Origin of the sequence: Solimonas marina (genome assembly GCF_012241385.1) — a bacterium.
GTDB classification, from domain to species: Bacteria; Pseudomonadota; Gammaproteobacteria; order Nevskiales; family Nevskiaceae; genus Solimonas; species Solimonas marina.
The window spans coordinates 232,626-249,109 of record NZ_JAAVXB010000002.1 but is presented as its reverse complement, the minus strand read 5'-3'; the positions used below and the strand labels follow the sequence as shown (position 1 = coordinate 249,109).

Genomic DNA, 16,484 nt, shown 5'->3' with positions numbered 1-16,484 from the left:
CGTCGTGTTTAGCTGTCTGTTTTGGAGTCGGCATATTGTCGCGGCTCACGGGCTCATAAGCTGAGCCTGCAAGACCGTATCGGCGGGATGGCGCACATTGTCCCACAGAACGCCCGAGGCGGCGCCGAGGCGGCGGTGGATGACCGGTCGAGTGGGCAAATGCTTACGCGGCGTCAGCCTACAATCGCGCGCCATCAAAAAACAGCCGGACACCGGCGGCAGGGAATCTTCACATGCGACTTCCATACTGGCGCGCGCTGGCCGGCCTCGGCCTGCTCGGCGTCTCGTCCTGGGCCAACGCCGGCCTGCTCAGCGGGCTGCAGCAGTCGCTGGCGGCGGCACAGGCCGCACTGCAGCAGACGCGCGCGGCGATGGCCGCCTCGCTCGATCAAATGGAACAGGCCTTTGCGCTGACCCGCCTGAAGCTCGAAGGCCAGTACCTGGAACCGACGCCGGGCACGACGAGCTTCGATGAAACCATCGTCTATCAGGGCAACGGCCGCCAGTCGCTGGTGATCCGCCCGCAGGCCGACGCCAGCGCACTGGCGCCAGCCGTGATCCTGCTGCACTTTGGCTACGGCACGCCGCAAACCATGGCCAACCTGGCGCACGCCGGCCGACTCGCCGCCGAGCACGGCGCCTGGGTGATTCTGCCGACTGCCGAAAACCGGCACTGGAACGAAGACCCGTCGCTGGATAGCGGCATCGACGACGTCGGCTACATCGCGGCGGTGATCGACAGTGCGATCGCCACGCACCCGATCGACCCGACGCGCATCTACATCGCCGGCATGTCCAACGGCGGGTTCATGACCAGCCGCTTCGTCTGCGCGCATCCGGAGCGCATTGCAGCCGCCGCCCAGGTTGCCGCTTCCATGCGTAAATCCGAAGCCGCCCTGTGTCAGCCGGCGCAGGCCGTGCCGATGACCCTGATCCTCGGCACGCGCGATCCGCTGGTGCAGTACAACGCACGCTACGGCCTGTTGTCCGGACCCGATACCTTCTTGCGCTGGCAGCAGATCAACGGCTGCGATGCCGATGGCGTGCTCAGCGAGTCGATCGCCGACTCGGCGCGAGATGGCACCGCGACCACGCTCTCGCACAACGAAGTCTGCAGCTCCGGCGCGGCCGTGCAGCTCTACACCGTCAACGGCGGCGGCCACACCTGGCCGGAAGGGACCGATGCCAACGCCATGCTGCACATCGGCCGCACCTCGCATGACTTCTCGGCGACCGACGCGATGTGGGACTTCTTCAAGGACTACCGCCGCTCGTAGTGGCGAGCGTCGGGCTGGCCGCCGCCGCTCAGAACAGATCGAGCTGCGGCGGCGCCGGGATTGGCGTGGCGGTGCCGCCCTCGGGCGCCAGCAATGGCCAGCGGCCGATCACCTCATAGCGCACCGGGCGCAGATCGAGCCGGCTGCGAATCAACACGAATTCGTCGACCGCCCAGTCGATCGGCTCGATCGGCGTCGGCGGCAGGATGATCTTGGCATTGCGAGCGATCGTCAGGTGCGGCACGAAGCGCAGCCTTTCGAGCGATACCCGCGCCTGTAGCATGGCGTCGCGCAGCGCAGCGTAGAAAGCCGTCAGCCCCGGCGGCGTACTGCGCGCGGCGATCCACCACGGAATCTCGCGATTGCGGAAGGAGCCGGCGTGGTCGAGCGTCAGCGTGAACGGCGCCGCGCGCACCAGCGCCGCCGCTCGGCAAGCCGCATCTTCCTGATCACGCGGCACGTGATCGCCGAGAAACAGCAAGGTGACGTGGTAGCGCTCGGGGCTGCTCAGATAGCCGCCCGACGGCATGCGAATGTTCAACTGCCGCGCCGCCGCGTTGCAGGACGCCCGCACTGCTTCGCCAGGCCACAGTGCGAAGAAGAGACGGTTGGGTTCCATGCGAAGGGAAGTGACGGCAGTGGGGTGATGCCGCAGTTTAACGTCCCGCCTGGCAGCAGACAGCGGAGACGCGGCTAGCCGGCCTCCCGCACGCGGTACAAAAGACCTTCGAGCGCGGTCTGCGCAGTCTGTTCGCGGACACTCTCGCGCCCGCCTTCAAAGAAGAAACGGTGCGCATCCGGCGCGTGGCCGCGCTGTATCCACGCGATCCACACGGTGCCGACCGGTTTGTCGTCGCTGCCGCCGCCGGGGCCGGCGATGCCGGTCACGGCGACACCCCAATCGACCGGTGCGGCACGCAGGATGCCGCGTACCATCGCCGCCGCGCATTCGCCGCTGACGGCGCCGTGCGCATCGAGAATTTCCTCGGGCACCGCCAGCATTTCCATCTTCGCCAGATTGGAATACGTGACGAAGCCGCGCTCGAACCAGGCCGACGAGCCGGCCAGATCGGTCAGCTGCTTGGCGATCAGGCCGCCGGTACAGGACTCGGCCGTGGCCAGCCACTCGCCGCGCGCGAGCAGCGCCTCGGCGAGGCGTTCGATCAGGCGGTCACTCATGCGCGCGACTCCGTCAGGGCGAAAACTGGGGATCGCCTCCAGTCTAAGCGGACTTTCGCATCGCGCGCAGCCGCAGCGCCCAAAGACGCCGGATCGCCGAACGCCCTCAGGCCTTGCGGAAGATTTCCTCGGCCATGCGGTCGGCGATCTCGTGCGTCGGCCGCGACTCGCGTGCGGCACGCTCGAAGATCTGCGTCAAGGTCTCGCCGATGCGCTGCAGGTGCGCTTCGACGATTGGCGCGTGATAGGCCGGACCTTCGTAATAGATATCGATGATGCCGCCGGCATTGATGCAGTAGTCCGGCGCGTAGAGGATGCCGCGCTCGCTCAACGCCGCGCCGTGCACGACCGGCACCGCGAGCTGATTGTTGGCGGCGCCGGCGACGACGCGCGCCTTGATCTGCGGAATCGTCACGTCATTGAGGATGGCGCCGAGCGCGCACGGCGCGAAGACATCGACGTCCAGCGCGTGAATCTCGTCCATCGCCACCGCGGTGGCACCGAGTTCGCCGACGCAGCGCTCGACCGCCGGCGCATACAGATCCGTCACCCACAGCTGGGCACCGGCCTCGTGCAAGTGCTTGGCCAGCCGATAGCCGACATTGCCGACGCCCTGAATGGCGACCTTCAGCCCCTTGAGCTCGTCGCGGCCCAGCTGGTGGCGCACGGCGGCCTGCAGGCCGATGAACGTCCCGCGCGCCGTGGCCGGCGACGGATCGCCGGTGCGGCCGGCAGCCACCGACTTGGCGTCGGCCAGACCGCCGACGTGCCGGGTTTCCTCGGCCATGATGCGAATGTCGGCGACGCTGGTGCCGGAGTCCTCGGCCACCACATAGGCGCCGTTCATGCGCTCGACGGCGCGGCCCATCGCGCGCATCAGCGCCGGCGTCTTGTCCTGGCGCGGATCGCCGATGATCACGCTCTTGCCACCACCTTGCGGCAGGCCGGCCAGCGCCGCCTTGTAGGTCATGCCACGCGACAGACGCAGTACGTCGGTCAGTGCATCGGCTTCGCTGGCGTACGGCCACATGCGGCAGCCGCCCAGGCCCTTGCCGAGATGGGTGTTGTGCACGGCGATGATCGCGTGCAGGCCGGTCTCGGCATCATGGAAGTAGCTGACGGTCTCGTGCTGATCGAACTCGGGGTGCGAGAACAGAGCCATGGGGCGCCTCGGCGTCGGAAAACGGACGGCGATTGTAGCCATCGGGCCGCCGCCGACCACCCGTGAGCATTCCTCAGTCACGCCGCTTGCGTTGACGCGCGATCGCCTTCGACGGACAAGCCGGACGACCCGCCGCGTCCCGCGGCGGCATCGGCCGCACGTTAAAATGGCGTTCTTTTGACCGAACCCGACTCACGAGGAGCCCAACATGTCGCAAGCCACCGATCCGATCGTCATCACCGGCATCAGCCGCACGCCGATGGGCGGCATGATGGGCATGTTGTCCGGTTTCAGCGGCAACCAGCTCGGGGCGCTGGCGATCAAGGCCGCCGTCGAGCGTTCGGGCCTGGCGCCGACCGACGTGCAGGAAGTGATCATGGGCTGCGTGCTGCCGGCCGGCCAGGGCCAGGCCCCGGCGCGCCAGGCGTCGCGTGGCGCCGGGCTGCCGGATAGCGTGGTCTGCGCCACCGTCAACAAGGTCTGCGGCTCCGGCATGAAGACCATCATGATGGCGGCCGACACGATCGCCGCCGGCAATGCCGATGTCGTCGTCGCCGGCGGCATGGAGAGCATGAGCAACGCCCCTTACCTGCTGGCCAAGGCGCGCGGCGGCTACCGCTTCGGCCACGGCGAGCTGCTCGATCACATGGCGCTCGACGGCCTTGAGGACGCCTACGAAAAGCGCACGCCGATGGGCGCGTTCGCCGAACGCACTGCCGAAAAGTACGGTTTCACGCGCGAGCAGCAGGACGCGTTCGCGATCGAGTCGCTGAAGCGTGCCAAGCGCGCCAACGAAGACGGCAGCTTCGAATTCGAGATCGTGCCGGTCGACGTTACGAGCAAGAAGGGCACCGAAACGATCAGCCGCGACGAGCAGCCGTTCAAGGCCTCGCCGGAGAAGATTCCGACGCTGCGTCCGGCCTTCAAGAAGGACGGCACCGTGACCGCCGCCAACGCCAGCTCGATTTCCGACGGCGCGGCCGCGATGGTGCTGATGCGTCAGTCCGAAGCCGAGAAGCGCGGCCTCAAGCCGATCGCCAAGATCGTCGCGCAGGCCGGCGCCGCGCGCCTGCCGGCCGAATTCACCATCGCGCCGGTGCCGGCCATCGAAAAAGTGCTGGCCAAGGCCGGCTGGTCGGTGGCCGACGTCGACCTGTGGGAAATCAACGAAGCGTTCGCGATCGTGACGATGGCGGCGATGCAGGAGCACAAGCTCCCGCACGACAAGGTCAACATCAACGGCGGCGCTTGCGCGCTCGGCCACCCGATCGGCGCGTCGGGCACGCGCATCGTGACGACCCTGATCGGCGCGTTGAAGAAGACCGGCGGCAAGCGCGGCGTCGCGTCGCTGTGCATCGGCGGCGGCGAAGCAACCGCGCTGGCGATCGAGATGCTCTGAGGCGGGAACCCGCCTGTCTCGAGGGGCGGCGCCCAGCGGCGTCGCCCCTCGGAAACCGCATCAGGGGCCGATCAGCAGCTTGATGCCGATGCGGATATCGCCGAACTTGGTGTGGTCGCCATTGTTCTTGAGCTCGCTGCCGCGGTACTCGGCAAATGCGCCGAACCACGGGTTGTACGTCATCGACAGGCCGGCCAGATATTCATAGCCATTGGCGGCATCGCCATGATGGTCGGTATGAAGGTAGCCGCCCTGGCCGTAGACCTCCATCCACGCAGTGGCATCGTACTCGCCGCGTGCGTGCACCCCGACGCCACCGGAACTCTCGCCGTGGCCGAAGTCGAGATTCAGGTACTCGACGTACGGACCGCCGCGTAGCCGGCCGTGCGACATCCAGCCGCCACCCAGCCGGTATTCCTTGAAGTCGGTACTCAGGCCGTCGGCGACGTACTTGACGGCCTGATACTCGCCGCCGATGCGCATGCCGCCGCGGCCAATCGGGATCAGCGTCCGCACACCATAGCCGTCATCGTCGATGTGACCCTGGTCGGTCACCCCATCACCGTTGATGTCCGCCTTCACGCTGAGCCGTGAATTCGGCACGTAGAACAGATCGACGGCGGCCGGCTGCGGCGGATAGCGCATCACGGCGCCCGACGGCATCTCGACCGCCGGCGGCTGTTCCGGAACCGGGATCACTTTCGAATAAGGCTCCGGTGTCTGCTGGGCCCAGGCCCAGGCCGGTGCACAGAGCAGCGGCACCAGCGCATAGCAATGCTTTCTCACGCAGTCTCCCTGGCTGAATCCAACAACCCGTCGATCATAGAGACGCCGGCCACCCTGCCCGATCCCCATCCCGACCATTTGGCCGGGCACAACGACCGTTCATCCGCTGCCGGCCGGCCCCGGTCCTCTCCCGCAAGGACCGCGCCTCAGCGCCCTTCCATCTCCTTGAGCAGCGCTCCGGCGTCGTAAATCTTCGACAGCGCCTCAGCGATCGCCGCCGGGTGCACCGCGACACAGCGATTCAGACGCTCGTCGAACCAGTATGCCCCGCCGAACGAATGCTGGTTGCCGTCGAACGCCAGACCGACGATCTGCGCGTCACGATTGATGACCGGGCTGCCGGAGTTACCGCCGATGATGTCATTGGTCGTCACGAAATCGAACGGCGTCGACAGGTCGAGCTTGTCCTTCGCGGCATTCCAGGACTTTGGCAGCAGGAACGGATCGCTGCCGGTCTGCCGCGCGAACGCACCTTCCATCTGCGTATACGGCGCCACCTCGTGGCCGTCTTCGTCCCAGCCCTTCACCTCGCCGTACGACAGGCGCAGCGTGAATGTCGCGTCCGGATAGACCGACGTGCCGTACTTGTCGAAACGGACCTTGGCGATCTCCTCGGCAGCGCGCTCCTCGGGGCCATCGACATCGGCCTCCATGGTCTTGCGCACGGCCCGCGACGGCGCATCGACAGCCCGCGCAAGCTCGATGAACGGGTCCTTGGACGCTGCGATCGCCGCAGCGCCGCCATTCCAGAGCTTTTTGCGCACCGAAAGGTCGGCCAGCTCGCTGTGATCGACCAGCTCGGCCGCCAGTTGCGCCGGCGACTCCTTGCCAAGCACCAGCATTACCAGCGGATCATCGGGGCCGACCGCCTCGCGCAGCTTGGTCAGCGACCAGGTCAGCTTGGCCTTCTCGTATTCCGGATAGATCGGCGCCTTCGACATCACGCGCTGCTCGATGCGCGGCAGCGCCGAGTCCTGGTATTCCGGCAGGCGCGACGCATTGGGCTTGGCCATTTCGTCGGCGTGACGGACCAACTCGCGGGCGATGCGGAATTCGTCCGAATAAAACGCCTGCCGGCGCTCCAGCATCATGTAGCGGATGTAGTGATTGCGGCGCACCCGCTCGGCCTGCGCGACGGCCTCCCATGGCGCGTCGGACGCCGCCGCAGCACGTAGCGCCTGCTCGTCCTGCTGCTTGCGCGCGAACACCGCCGGATCGTGCAAGGCCTCGAGCTGGCCACGGTACACCTTGAGGCTGTTGGCGGTGAACGTCAGATCGGTCTGCGCCTGGCGCGCGGCTTCGGCGCCGATCCGGCTGTACTGCGCCAGCATCGCGCGTCGCTCAGCCATGTACAGCGCCATATCGATCAGCCGGTAGTCGCGCAGACCTTCGAGCTGCGCCATCGTCAGCTGGCGGTCGGTCGAACCCGGGTGGCCGGTCACCATGGTCAGCTCGCCGGGCTTGGCACCGGCCGGGTTCAGCGGAAAAAAGTCTTTGACCTTTGCCGGCTTGCCGTTCTCGTACGCACGCAGCATGCCCATGTCGAGGTTGTAGCGCGGAAAACTGAAATTGTCCGGATCACCGCCGAAGAACGCCGCGCGGTATTCCGGCCAGAACACCAGGCGCACGTCCTGGAAACGGTGATAGCGGTACAGATCGAACTTGCCGCCGTCGTAAAGCTCGACCACATCGCAGCGGGTATGCGCCGCGTCCTTGCCGGTGCAATCGGACTCGAGCTTGGCCTGGGCCGCCTGCTTGGCGTCGACGTAGTCCTCGCCCTGCTTGCCGGCCGTCGCCGCGCGGATCTGGTCGGTGACGTCGGTGATCTGCTCCAGACGGTTCAGCTCCATCGTCGGGCAGGCCACCTCCTCCTCGCGCTTGCGGGCGACGAAGCCGTCGTTGACCCAGTCCTTCTTGCCGCTCAAGTCCTGAACGCAGCTGAGCACGCAGTGCGCATTGGTCAGCACCAGGCCGTCCTTGGACACGAACGAACCGGAGCAGCCATCGGCAAGCCGCACCGAGGCCTTCATCACGTGATCGACCCACTTCGCGTCCGGCTCGAAGCCGTATTTGGCTTTCAGCTGCGCCAGCGGCAAATTGTCCAAGGTCCACATGCCCTCGGCGGCGGACGCCGTCGCGGCAAACAGGGACAGCACCAGAGCGCACCATCCGCGCGGGTCGAAAATCATCGGCATGTCTTGAAAATGATGAAAATGCTTGAAGCCTTCAGCCTACAAGCCTAAACGCCTTGCGTCTGCCGTCACAGAGAAAATTCCCCCGCCCGCGTCATCGATCATCGACGTGTGGATCGTCCGGCCAATGACCGCCGGCCACGTCCGGCGCAAGCTCGAGGCACCCCTCTTTCAGGAGCGTGCCATGCGCCCGCGTCTTTTCCGCCTGCTGATGAATGCCTATCCGCCGTACTGGTTCACCGGCATTCGCGTCGACCACATCAAGGCCGACTACAGTGAGCTCGACGTCAGCATGCCGCTGCGCTGGTACAACCGGAACGCGGTCGGCACGCAGTTCGGCGGCAGCCTGTATTCGATGACCGATCCATTTCTGATGCTGATGACGATGCAGCAGATCGGCCCTGACTACATCGTCTGGGACCAGTCCGCACAGATCGACTTCATCTCACCCGGACGCGGCACCGTCCATGCGAAGTTCCGCATGCCGCCGGACGAAATCGAACGCCTGAGGCGCGACGCGGCGGACGGCGAGGCCCTGCGCCCGCAGTACACGGTCGACATCGTCGACGGCAAAGGCCAGCTGGTGGCTCGCGTCGTGAAGACGCTGTACGTGCGCAAGAAGCGCGAAAAACCGCGCGCCAGCGGCTGAACCCGCGTCGCGTGACCTCAGCGCCGTGCGCGAGCGCCCTGGGGTCGCTTGGCCGCCTTCGGCGCAGCCGTCTTGCGCGCGGAAGCCTGCTTCGTCACCGCTGGCTTGACCGCCACCTTGCGCGCGGCTTTTTTCGCGGCGACCTTGCCGGAACCGCGCTTCTTCACGCTCGCTTTCTGCCCAGCACGGCCACCGCTCGCAGGCTTGCGGATCGTCGGTGTCGCGGCACGCGGGGCGACCTTGCGCGGCAGGGGCTTGGCGGCCGGCTCGACCGGATGGATCTGCGGCGCTTCGAGCAGCGACTGGAAGAACGGCGCGATTTGCGGCCACAGCCGGTCCGGACGCAGGCGCAGATCGAGAATCGAGCGCGCCATCAGCAGCTTGGCGTTCGGCAGCTGTACCGCCAGCGAGCGCGCGTCGCGATGCTCGTGCAACTTGTCGTTGCGATGGCCGATGATCAGCGCCGGCATTTTCATCATTCGTCGCTGCGCCAGCGTCGGCACGATCGGCCCGACCAGCACACCGTGCAGAATGGCGGCGATCACCCGCGGATCGTTCGACGCCATGTTCAGGCCGCTGGCCAGCCAGTCGAGCGGCGGCCGCGGCACGCAGGCGATCACGCGCGCGACGCGTCGATGCAGCAGCGCGCCGTAGCGGGCACTGACCAGCACCGGCGCCAGCAACAGCGCCGCCCACGGCGCCGACCATTCCATCACCGGCATTTCCAGAAACAGCGCATCGACCCGCGATGGCGCCTTGGCCGCCACCGTCAGCGCGGTGATACAACCCAGCGACACACCGCCGACCACCGCATGCGGCCAACCCAGGTGGTCAAGCAGGCCGAGCACCTGATCGGCGTAGAAATCGACGCGATGATCCTTGGGATCGGTGGTCCGGTCGCTCTGACCGTGACCGAGCAGATCGATCAATGCGACCTGAAAGCCGAGGCGCGCGATGCGCCGCGCCAGTTCGCGGTTCAACAGCGAGTCGAAAAGGATGCCGTGCACCAGCACGCAGGGTGGCGCGCCGTCCTCGCCGTGCAGCTCATAGGCGAGCCGATGACCGTGATGGCGAAACTGGCCGCTGCGCGGAGCCGGCGACATCGACATGCGGGAATCCTCGAACGCTTGCGATAAGGTCTTGCAGCATAGCCGCATGCGACCGCCGCGCGATGGCCGCGTGCGGCGCCAAGCGGGCGGCGCGGCGAATGCATTGTCAGCCGGCGCTGTCCGTCACCACGGGCGCCGCGCGCGCCGCAGCGCCGACCAACACTGCGGCCACGGCCGTCAACGCAGCCGCCAGCAGCATCGGTGCGCCCGGCCAGTGCAGCGCCGCCGGGCTGATGAAATAGGCGAAGACCTGTGTGAACGCGCCCGGCGCGAACAGCCCGGCAATGCCCATCAGGCTGGCGTTGGCGCCCTGCAGCTGGCCTTGTTCGTCGCGGCCGACGCGCGCCGTCATCAACGCCTGCAAGCCAGGGTTGACGAGACCGGCCAGCGCGAACACCGGCACCGCGGCGAGAAACCACGCGCCGCTGGGCGCCAGGCCGAAGCCGGCGAAGCCCAACACCGCGAAGCTCAGCCCGACGAGCAAGGTGCGCCGCTCGCCGAGCCGGGCAACCGTGGGTCGCACCAGCACCGCCTGCACGACGATGCTGCAGGCACCGGTCGCCGCCATCATCAGGCCCAGGGCGCGCGCGTCCCAGCCGTAGCGATAGCTCGAATACAGGATCGCCGTGCTCGGCAACACATAGTGCGCGAACTGGAACAGGAAATAGACCGTCGCCAACCCCGACAACTCTGGGTGCGAACGCAGCAGACGCAGCGCGCCGACCGGGTTGGCGCGCGCCCAGTTGAGCCGAGGCAGCCGTCGCTCGCGCGGCAGCGACTCCGGAAGCACGAAATAGCCGTAGAGCGCGTTGAGCACCGCCAGCGTCCCGGCGACGACGAACGGCAGACGCGGATCGCTGTGCCCCAGCACACCGCCGAGTGCCGGCCCGAAAATGAAGCCGATGCCGAAACCGGCGCCGAGCAGACCGTAAGCCCCGGCGCGCTTTTCGGGGGGCGTCACGTCGGCGATGTAGGCGCTGGCCATCGAAAAGCTCGACGCCGTCATGCCACTGACGATGCGGCCGACGAACAGCCAGCTCAGGGTCGGCGCCAGCGCCATGAAGATGAAGTCGATGCCGAGCCCGAAGCACGACAGCAGGATCAGAGGGCGCCGGCCGAACCGGTCCGACAGCGCGCCCAGCAGCGGCGAAAAGACGAACTGCATCGCCGCCCAGGCCATGCCGAACAGACCGTAGACGCGCGCGGCACTGACGGTGTTGCCGCCGAGAAACTGCTCGACCAGCTTCGGCAGCACCGGAATGATGATGCCGAACGCCAGCATGTCGAGCACGACGACGACAAAGATGAACAGCAGCGCGCCACGACGGGCGCCGGCCGGCATTGCAGACATCTGCATTCCCCTGGCGGCGACGGCCGCCCTCCCCGGCCGCCATTGTGCGCGCCGCCGCGGAGGCTGTCGCGCTGCCGCCACGGCACGCGGCGGGATTGTCGCCGACGCCATTGGCAGTGCCGGGGGGCTGCGCTAGGGTGCCGCAGCTTTTTCCGGGGTCCGGCCCATGATGATGCTGTTTCGCAGCCTGTGGATCTGGCTGACTTTCCGCCTGCGCGGACCGCTCGAGGTGCTCGGCGCCAGCCGCCTGTCGCTGCGGGTCTGGCCGGGCGACATCGACATGAACCTGCACATGAACAACGGCCGCTACTTCTCGGTGGCCGATCTCGGCCGCCTCGACCTCGGCCTGCGCAATCGTGTCTGGCTGCGCGCGCTGAAGCGCGGCTGGCGACCCGTGGCCGGCGATTCCGACGCGCGCTTTTCGTCATCGCTGCAGCCGTTCCAGCGTTACCAGCTGCAATCGCGCACGCTGGGCTGGGACGCCAAATGGATTTACTGCGAGCACCGCTTCGTCCGCAACGGACGCGTCTGTGCACTGGTGCTGGTCCGCTACCTGTTCATCAGCCCCGAAGGCGTGCTGCCGCCGTCGAAGGTGATGGCGCTGGGCGCCGGCGATGTGCAGACCCCGACCCTGCCGGACTGGGCGGTGCGCTGGGGTGATACCCAGGACCGCATCACCGCCACGCTCAAGGCCGAACGCGCCGCGCGCGACTAGCCGAACAAGATTTCCACTTTGCCAGCGAGGAGAATCCCTTGGCCAGCACCACGTATCCGCATCTGTTGCAGCCGCTCGACCTGGGTTTCACGACCCTGAAGAACCGCGTGCTGATGGGCTCGATGCACACCGGTCTCGAAGACCGCAAGAAGAACTTCCCAAAGCTCGCCGCCTACTTCGCCGAGCGCGCGCGCGGCGATGTCGGCCTGATGGTGACCGGCGGCTTCGCGCCCAACATCGAAGGCTGGCTGCTGCCGTTTGCCTCAAAGCTGTCGACGCACGCCGCGGCGCGTTCGCACCGCGAAGTCACCGACGCCGTGCACGCCGAAGGCGGCAAGATCGCGCTGCAGATCCTGCATGCCGGCCGCTATGGCTACTCGCCGCTGTCGGTGTCGGCGTCCAAGATCAAGTCGCCGATCACGCCGTTCGCGCCACGCGAGCTGACGACATCCGGCGTGGAGCGGCAGATTCGCGCCTTCGTGCGCGCTGGCGTGCTGGCCCGCGAAGGAGGCTACGACGGCGTCGAGGTGATGGGCTCGGAAGGCTATTTCATCAACCAGTTCCTCGCCGCCCACACCAACAAGCGCAACGACCAATGGGGCGGTTCGGCCGAGAACCGCATGCGCCTGCCGATCGAAATCGTCACGCGCATGCGCGAGGCGGTCGGCAAGGACTTCATCATCGTCTACCGCCTGTCGATGCTCGATCTCGTGCCGAACGGCCAGAGCTGGGAGGAGATCGTGCAGCTCGCCAAGGCCATCGAAAAGGCCGGCGCAACCATCATCAATACCGGCATCGGCTGGCATGAAGCACGGGTGCCGACCATCGCCACCTCGGTCCCGCGCGGCGCGTTCGCCTGGGTCACGCAGAAGCTGAAATCGGAAGTATCGATTCCGCTGTGCACGACCAATCGCATCAACGATCCGTCGGTGGCCGAACAGATCCTCGCCGACGGCCAGGCCGACATGGTCTCGATGGCGCGTCCGCTGCTCGCCGACCCGGACTTCGTGAAGAAGGCCGCGCAGGGCCGCGCCGACGAGATCAACACCTGCATCGCCTGCAACCAGGCCTGCCTCGATCACGCCTTCCAGATGAAGACCGCGAGCTGCCTGGTCAATCCGCGCGCCTGTCACGAAACCGAGCTGAACTACACGCCGGCCGCCGAGAAGAAGCGCGTCGCCGTGATTGGCGCCGGCCCGGCCGGACTGGCCGCGGCGACGGTCGCCGCCGAGCGCGGTCACGACGTCGAACTGTTCGACTCCGCCAACGAAATCGGCGGCCAGTTCAACATGGCCAAGCGCATCCCCGGCAAGGAAGAATTCCACGAGACACTGCGCTACTTCGGCCGCAAGATCGAAACGACCGGCGTCAAGCTCAAGCTCGGCAAGCGCGTCACCGCCAATGACCTGCTCGCCGGCCACTACGACGACATCGTGCTCGCCACCGGCATCACGCCGCGCGACCCGAAAATCCCCGGCCAGGACGAACAGGAAAAAACCGGCAAGGTGCTCAGCTACATCGACGTACTGCGCGACAAAAAGCCGGTCGGCCAGCGCGTTGCCGTGATCGGTGCCGGCGGTATCGGCTTCGATGTTTCCGAGTATCTCGTGCAGGATGGCCATTCGCCGACGCTGGATCTGGCCGAGTGGATGCGCGAATGGGGTGTCGCTGATCCGCAAGCCGCGCGCGGCGGCCTCGCCAAGCCCCAAATCACGCCGCCGGCACGGCAGGTCACGCTGCTGCAGCGCAAGGCCGAATCGCTCGGCAAACGGCTCGGCAAGACCACCGGCTGGATTCATCGCGCCGCGCTGAAAATGAAGAAGGTCGAGATGATCGGCGGCGTCAATTACGAAGCCATCGACGAACGCGGCCTGCTGATCAGCTACGGCGAGAAGCGCGAGAACCCGACGCTGCTCGAAGTCGACACCATTGTCCTGTGCGCCGGCCAGGTTCCGCTGCGCGAACTGCAGGAACCGCTGCAAGCCGCCGGCGCGTCCGTGCACCTGATCGGCGGCGCCGACGTCGCCGCCGAACTCGACGCCAAGCGTGCAATCGACCAGGGCTCGCGGCTCGCGGCAACGCTTTGAATCCAACGCATCTGACGGCACGCTGACGCCGTTCGCGTTTCGTTCGCGACACCGCTAATGTCGGGCTCCTGTCATCAGGAGCCCGACATGTTTCAGTCCCTGCGTTACTCCGCTGCCGCGCTGTTGTGCGGTCTCTCGCTGGCCGCACACGCCGCAGCCGATGTGCCGGCGCTCAAGTCTGCCATCGACAGTTCCGAGCGGCCGGCGGCGCTGAAGGCGCGCGACCCGTATCGCCATCCGCTGCAGACACTGGAGTTCTTCGGCATCGCACCGAACATGCACGTCGTCGAGATCTGGCCGGGCTTGACCGGTTACACCGACATCCTGGCACCTTACCTGCGTGAACACGGCGAATACATCGCAGCCCTGCCCGCATCCGAAAAGGGGCTGGCCGCATACAAGCAAAAGCTCGCGGACTCGGCGGATCTCGACAAGGTCACGATCAGCACCTTCGCGCCGCCGGCCAAAACCGAAGTCGCGCCGCCCGGCAGCGCCGATGCGGTGCTGACCTTCCGCAACGTGCACAACTGGATCAGCGGCGGCTACGACCAGGCTGCGTTCAATGCCTTCTACACCGCACTGAAACCCGGCGGTACGCTGGGCGTCGTCGAGCATCGAGCGAAGCCGGGCAGCACGCTCGAGACGATGAAGAAAAGCGGTTACGTCAACGAGGACTACGTCATCGCACTGGCGGAAAATGCCGGCTTCAAACTCGTCGCCCGCTCCAAGATCAACGACAACCCCAAGGACGACAAGGATCATCCGGCCGGTGTCTGGACCCTACCGCCGACACTCAAGCTCGGCGATCAGGATCGCGACAAGTATCTCGCGATCGGCGAGTCGGACCGCATGACGCTGAAGTTCGTGAAGCCGAAGGGCGCCGACCACTGACCCCGCTGCCGACGCGGCACGAGGTCGCGGCTCGCGCCGCGCCTACAACGTGACTGCAGGTGGACGGCGAGGCGCCGACGGTTTGTCGTTGCGCTCCGTGCTTGCCTGTAGGAGCAACTGTGTCGTCGCGGCGGCTGCAGATCCGGACCTTGCGCGTGCCTCGATACACCGCGCTACGCGCGGCACTCGGCATGAACGGTTCGGGGAATTCGCAAAACACCTGGGGAGCGTTGTAGAAGCGGCGCCAGCCGCGACCTCTGATCACACCACGCGCACAAACCGCCACAAGCGGTGCCGCGCCTGAAAGTGCGTCTGCGACGCGGCCGGCGGTGTTCGAACTGCCACGCCCCGCGTCCGCTGGAGACCGCGCTCCGTGCCATGGCACGGAGCATGCTCCACTCGTGACGGCGCTTTCAGGGGAGTGCAAGGTGGTCATTCAATCGTTTCGTCTCGGCGCCGGCCTCGCCGCCGGCTTCTTTCTTGCCGCCTGCGGCAGCGGCTCGGACGGCGGCGGTGGCCGCAGCGCCAGCGGCACGCTCGACACGCCGCAGGCCGTTCTCAAGCGCGCCTCGATGGGCCGCCTGCACGAAATCATGCGCACCCTGGTCGTGACGGACGGCAGCGCCCTGCGGATTCCGGTCGTCGCCAAGGCATCGACCAGCGACTGCAACTTCGGCGGCACCGTCGACTACGACGACCCCATCGCCGTCACCGTCACCTCGCCGTACACGAGCGAGCACACCGACGTCGCGACGCTCGAACACTTTTACGACTGCGACAGTATCGGCCCGACGGTCTACGAGGCGCAGGTGCTGGATGGCGAGATTCTCCACGCCTGCCCGCAGAGCGTCAGCAACGACGGCCTGCAGTGCGGCACCATCGCGCAGAGCGACGGCGACGCGACGATCTACTACGTGAAGTACGGGTCGGCCGACACGCCCGTCAGCGAGACGATTCGCTACAGCGACAGTTACGGCGGCATGCTCAGGAGCCAGATTCGCCACTTCGGATCCGAATATCACAGCCGCCGCGTCACAGATGCCGATGGGATCGAAGGGCAGACGCGCATCGAGGCGGCCGAGCGGCTGAACGAAATCGCGTCCCTCGCGGTCGACGGCACGCTGCAGCGACAGTACGCCTTCACCAGCGGCAGCGCAGATGCACTGGCGGATACCGAAGAAACCGTGGGCACGGCCGATCCGCAGACCGGCCATGTTCCGCACCAGCTCACGTACGACGCCAGCGAATCGTTCAGCGCCGACGGTTGCGAGCTCGGCAGCTACGATGTGCACACCGGCAGCGCCCTGCAGTTCCAGGCCTATGGCGGACTGCCGGTATCGGTTTCGGCCGGCAGCATCGAGATCACGCAGGACGGCGACACGGCCAGCGTCACGATCCATGACGACGGCTCGGTGTCGGTCGTCGACGGCCAGAGCCGCACGACGCGTTACGACGGCAGCCAGCTGCTCGCCGCGCTCGGCGATTGCGCGGCCTATTTCACCGATGAGGCGCCGATGCTCGTGCGCTGAACTTCGGCGGGCCTTGTCTGCAGGCGCGCATCGGCCGTGCCACTGTCGCGGCTTCAGATGGACGACGAGGCAACGACCGTTTGTCGTCGCGCTTCGCACTCGCCTGCAGGAGCGGCGCAAGCCGCGACTCCGCGCTTCGCAGTACGCACCGAAGCCCG

General features: G+C 66.8%; 14 protein-coding genes. 7 read left to right on the top strand and 7 right to left on the bottom strand.

Annotated features, from left to right (window positions below):
- Positions 1-233: 233 nt before the first annotated feature.
- Positions 234-1,277, top strand: coding sequence for a CE1 family esterase (locus G7Y82_RS04255; RefSeq protein ID WP_168146782.1), 1,044 nt, complete (start codon positions 234-236; stop codon positions 1,275-1,277).
- A gap of 28 nt (positions 1,278-1,305) precedes the next feature.
- On the opposite strand, the gene thpR is transcribed toward G7Y82_RS04255, so the two are convergent.
- The 3 genes from thpR to G7Y82_RS04240 form a co-directional block, all read right to left on the bottom strand.
- The gene (gene thpR, locus G7Y82_RS04250) at positions 1,306-1,896 is read right to left on the bottom strand and encodes an RNA 2',3'-cyclic phosphodiesterase (protein ID WP_168146781.1); all 591 of its coding nucleotides are present in this window, start codon (positions 1,894-1,896) and stop codon (positions 1,306-1,308) included.
- A 74-nt stretch (positions 1,897-1,970) separates the two neighbouring features.
- Positions 1,971-2,456 carry a CinA family protein gene (locus G7Y82_RS04245; RefSeq protein ID WP_168146780.1) on the bottom strand — a complete coding sequence of 162 codons (486 nt, stop codon included), beginning with the start codon at positions 2,454-2,456 and terminating at the stop codon, positions 1,971-1,973.
- A 106-nt stretch (positions 2,457-2,562) separates the two neighbouring features.
- Entirely contained in the window at positions 2,563-3,618 is a 1,056-nt protein-coding gene (locus G7Y82_RS04240) for a Glu/Leu/Phe/Val dehydrogenase (protein WP_168146779.1), read from the bottom strand.
- 208 nt (positions 3,619-3,826) lie between these two features.
- Here G7Y82_RS04240 and G7Y82_RS04235 point away from each other — a divergent pair, with 208 nt between their 5' ends.
- The gene (locus G7Y82_RS04235; RefSeq protein ID WP_168146778.1) at positions 3,827-5,017 is read left to right on the top strand and encodes an acetyl-CoA C-acyltransferase; all 1,191 of its coding nucleotides are present in this window, start codon (positions 3,827-3,829) and stop codon (positions 5,015-5,017) included.
- A gap of 60 nt (positions 5,018-5,077) precedes the next feature.
- On the opposite strand, the gene G7Y82_RS04230 is transcribed toward G7Y82_RS04235, so the two are convergent.
- Together G7Y82_RS04230 and G7Y82_RS04225 are read right to left on the bottom strand one after the other, a co-directional pair.
- Positions 5,078-5,803, bottom strand: coding sequence for a hypothetical protein (locus G7Y82_RS04230; protein WP_168146777.1), 726 nt, complete (start codon positions 5,801-5,803; stop codon positions 5,078-5,080).
- A gap of 146 nt (positions 5,804-5,949) precedes the next feature.
- Positions 5,950-7,959 carry a S46 family peptidase gene (locus G7Y82_RS04225; RefSeq protein ID WP_366515610.1) on the bottom strand — a complete coding sequence of 670 codons (2,010 nt, stop codon included), beginning with the start codon at positions 7,957-7,959 and terminating at the stop codon, positions 5,950-5,952.
- Positions 7,960-8,179: 220 nt separating this feature from the next.
- Between G7Y82_RS04225 and G7Y82_RS04220 the strand changes: the two genes are divergently transcribed.
- A complete protein-coding gene (locus G7Y82_RS04220; protein WP_168146776.1) occupies positions 8,180-8,644 on the top strand; it encodes a DUF4442 domain-containing protein in 465 nt (154 codons plus the stop codon).
- Positions 8,645-8,661: 17 nt separating this feature from the next.
- Here G7Y82_RS04220 and G7Y82_RS04215 read toward each other — a convergent pair whose 3' ends face one another.
- Positions 8,662-9,753, bottom strand: a complete 1,092-nt coding sequence (locus G7Y82_RS04215; protein WP_168146775.1) for an alpha/beta fold hydrolase — start codon at positions 9,751-9,753, stop codon at positions 8,662-8,664.
- A 106-nt stretch (positions 9,754-9,859) separates the two neighbouring features.
- Positions 9,860-11,104 (bottom strand): TCR/Tet family MFS transporter, encoded by a 1,245-nt coding sequence (locus G7Y82_RS04210; RefSeq protein WP_168146774.1) that lies wholly within the window; start codon positions 11,102-11,104, stop codon positions 9,860-9,862.
- A gap of 166 nt (positions 11,105-11,270) precedes the next feature.
- Here G7Y82_RS04210 and G7Y82_RS04205 point away from each other — a divergent pair, with 166 nt between their 5' ends.
- The 4 genes from G7Y82_RS04205 to G7Y82_RS04190 all read left to right on the top strand — a co-directional run bounded on the left by G7Y82_RS04205 (position 11,271) and on the right by G7Y82_RS04190 (position 16,326).
- Complete coding sequence (locus tag G7Y82_RS04205; RefSeq protein WP_168146773.1) at positions 11,271-11,819, top strand: thioesterase family protein; 549 nt, start codon at positions 11,271-11,273, stop codon at positions 11,817-11,819.
- A 38-nt stretch (positions 11,820-11,857) separates the two neighbouring features.
- A complete protein-coding gene (locus tag G7Y82_RS04200) occupies positions 11,858-13,906 on the top strand; it encodes an NADPH-dependent 2,4-dienoyl-CoA reductase (RefSeq protein WP_168146772.1) in 2,049 nt (682 codons plus the stop codon).
- 87 nt (positions 13,907-13,993) lie between these two features.
- Complete coding sequence (locus G7Y82_RS04195; RefSeq protein WP_168146771.1) at positions 13,994-14,797, top strand: class I SAM-dependent methyltransferase; 804 nt, start codon at positions 13,994-13,996, stop codon at positions 14,795-14,797.
- 428 nt (positions 14,798-15,225) lie between these two features.
- The gene (locus G7Y82_RS04190) at positions 15,226-16,326 is read left to right on the top strand and encodes a hypothetical protein (RefSeq protein WP_168146770.1); all 1,101 of its coding nucleotides are present in this window, start codon (positions 15,226-15,228) and stop codon (positions 16,324-16,326) included.
- Positions 16,327-16,484: the final 158 nt, after the last annotated feature.